This is a genomic window from Albidovulum sp. (genome assembly GCF_049646345.1).
GTDB lineage: Bacteria > Pseudomonadota > Alphaproteobacteria > Rhodobacterales > Rhodobacteraceae > Albidovulum.
In genome coordinates this window covers 1-2,610 of the sequence record NZ_JBARVQ010000521.1, presented here as the reverse complement: position 1 = coordinate 2,610, position 2,610 = coordinate 1, and the positions used below count along the sequence as shown (strand labels likewise).

Here is a 2,610-nt window from a genome sequence, read left to right as displayed (position 1 = left end):
TCCCTGGCCAAAGCCTGCCTATCTTTTTGCGCTGGTCGCCGGTGATCTGAAGGCGGTCTCGGACACCTTCTCCACGCTTTCAGGCCGCAAGGTCGATCTGAATATCTGGGTCCGCGACGGCGATCAGGACCGCTGCCCCTATGCGATGGACAGCCTCATCCGCTCGATGAAGTGGGATGAGGAGGTTTATGGCCGCGAATACGATCTTGATGTCTTCAACATCGTCGCGGTCGATGATTTCAACATGGGCGCGATGGAGAACAAGGGGCTGAACATCTTCAACTCCAAACTGGTCCTCGCCAGCCCCGAAACCGCGACCGACCTTGATTTCGAACGAATCGAGGGTGTCATTGCGCATGAATATTTTCATAACTGGACCGGCAACCGCATCACCTGCCGCGACTGGTTTCAGCTTTGCCTGAAGGAAGGGCTGACGGTCTTCCGCGATCAGCAATTCACGTCGGACATGCGATCAGCGCCGGTCAAGCGCATCGACGATGTACTGACATTGCGCGCCCGCCAGTTTCGCGAGGATATGGGGCCCCTGGCCCATCCGGTCCGCCCCGACAGCTATATCGAGATCAACAATTTCTACACCGCGACGGTCTATGAAAAGGGCGCCGAGGTGATCGGCATGCTGAAGCGGCTGGTCGGCGATGACGGCTATGCCAAGGCGCTCGATCTTTATTTCGACCGCCATGATGGCGACGCGGCCACGATAGAAGACTGGCTGAAGGTGTTCGAGGACGCGACGGGCCGCGACCTGACCCAGTTCAAGCGCTGGTACACCGATGCGGGCACGCCGCGCCTGACTGTCTCCGAGGCATGGTCAGACGGCACTTACACACTGACCTTCCTCCAGAAAACCGCGCCCACACCCGGGCAGGACCAGAAACCGCCACGCGTCATCCCCATCGCGGTCGGCCTCTTGAACCCCAACGGGGATGAAGTTGTGCCAACGACCGTTCTGGAGATGACCGAGGCTACGCAAAGCTTCCGCTTCGAGGGGCTCGCAAACCGCCCGGTCCCCTCGATCCTGCGCGGCTTTTCCGCGCCGGTCGTGCTGGAAAGACAGGCCGATGCCGCCGAACGCGCCTTCCTTCTGGCGCATGACACCGACCCGTTCAACAAATGGGAGGCAGGCCGCGCGCTGGCCAAGGATGTACTGATCCGGATGATCTCGGACGAAGAGGTGCCTGCCGACAATCTGATCGACGGGCTGGGTCATGTTCTGGCCGATGAAAGCCTTGACCCCGCCTTCCGCGCGCTCTGCCTGCGCCTGCCGTCCGAGGACGATCTGGCGCAGACCCTGCACGACGCCGGTCGCACCCCCAACCCCGAGCGCATCGCCGCAGATCGTACCGCACTGGCCAAGACCATCGCCCGGCAATTGCAAAAGCCGCTGACCCAGACCTATGACGACATGGCGACCGAAGGCCCCTTCTCGCCCGATGCCGCCTCGGCCGGGCGGCGGGCGCTCAGGCTGGCCTGTCTTGGCCTTTTGAACAAGAACGACAACGGCACCCGCGCCGCCTCGCTCTTTGCCAGCGCCGACAACATGACCGAAAGCCATGGCGCGCTGGCCTGCCTGATCGATGGCGGCCGTGGGGCGCGCGAAATCGCCGCCTTTTACGAGCGCTGGAGCGGGAACAGGCTGGTCATCGACAAATGGTTCGCGGCGCAGGTCGCCCATGCCGAACCCGACGCCGCAGCCCAGATCGCCGAACGTCTGTCGCAGCATCCCGATTTCGAATGGAAGAACCCAAACCGGTTCCGATCGCTTTTGGGTGCGCTGGCAGCGAACCATGCCGGATTCCACCACGTTTCCGGCGCGGCCTATCGGTTCTATGCCGACTGGCTGTTGCAGCTTGACGCGGTCAATCCCCAGACCACCGCCCGCATGTCCACAGCGTTCGAGACCTGGACCCGCTATGACGGCGACCGCAAGGCGCTAATCCGGACCGAGTTGGAACGCATCGCCGCCACCCCCGACCTCTCGCGCGATACGTTCGAGATGGTGACACGGATTCTGGCCGCCGATGCGTAAGGCCGCCCTCATAACCGGGGCCTCGGACGGGATCGGCCAGGAATGCGCCCGCCAGATGGCCCGGGCGGGCTGGGATGTCGCGGTGCATTACAACAGCAATCTTGCCGGTGCCGAAACGACCGCCCGGGCGGTGACCGAAGCCGGAGGACGCACCGAGATCATTCAGGCCGATCTTTCCGATCCGATGAACGCCCAGCGCCTGATGGACAGCTATTGCGGGGCGTTTCCGCGGCTTGACGCGCTGATCAACAATGCCGGGGTCGTCGATGCCGCGAGCCGGGTGGAAGAAATGACGCCTGAACGCATCACCCGCATGTTCGCGATCAACCTGACAACGCCTTTCCTGCTGGCCGGGCTGGCCGCCAGACGCATGTCGACGCGGCATGGCGGTGATGGCGGGGTTATCGTCAATGTCTCATCGGTTGCCGCAAGGTTGGGGGCAGCGGGCCAATATGTCGACTACGCCTCGGCCAAGGCCGGGCTCGATGCTCTGACCAAGGGCCTTGCGGAAGAGGTGGCGACCGAAGGCATTCGCGTCGTTTCGATCCGGCCCGGCATTATCG

The 2,610-nt window shown here is 63.0% G+C and carries 2 protein-coding genes; both read left to right on the top strand.

Features of this window, described 5'->3' with window-relative positions; all coding sequences use genetic code 11:
* A partial coding sequence (gene pepN / locus WBB85_RS13350) for an aminopeptidase N (RefSeq protein ID WP_432639099.1) occupies positions 1–2,047 on the top strand: 2,047 nt, incomplete at its 5' end.
* The coding region (locus WBB85_RS13345; protein WP_432639098.1) for an SDR family NAD(P)-dependent oxidoreductase at positions 2,040–2,610 on the top strand (571 nt) is incomplete at its 3' end. The genes pepN and WBB85_RS13345, both read left to right, overlap by 8 nt.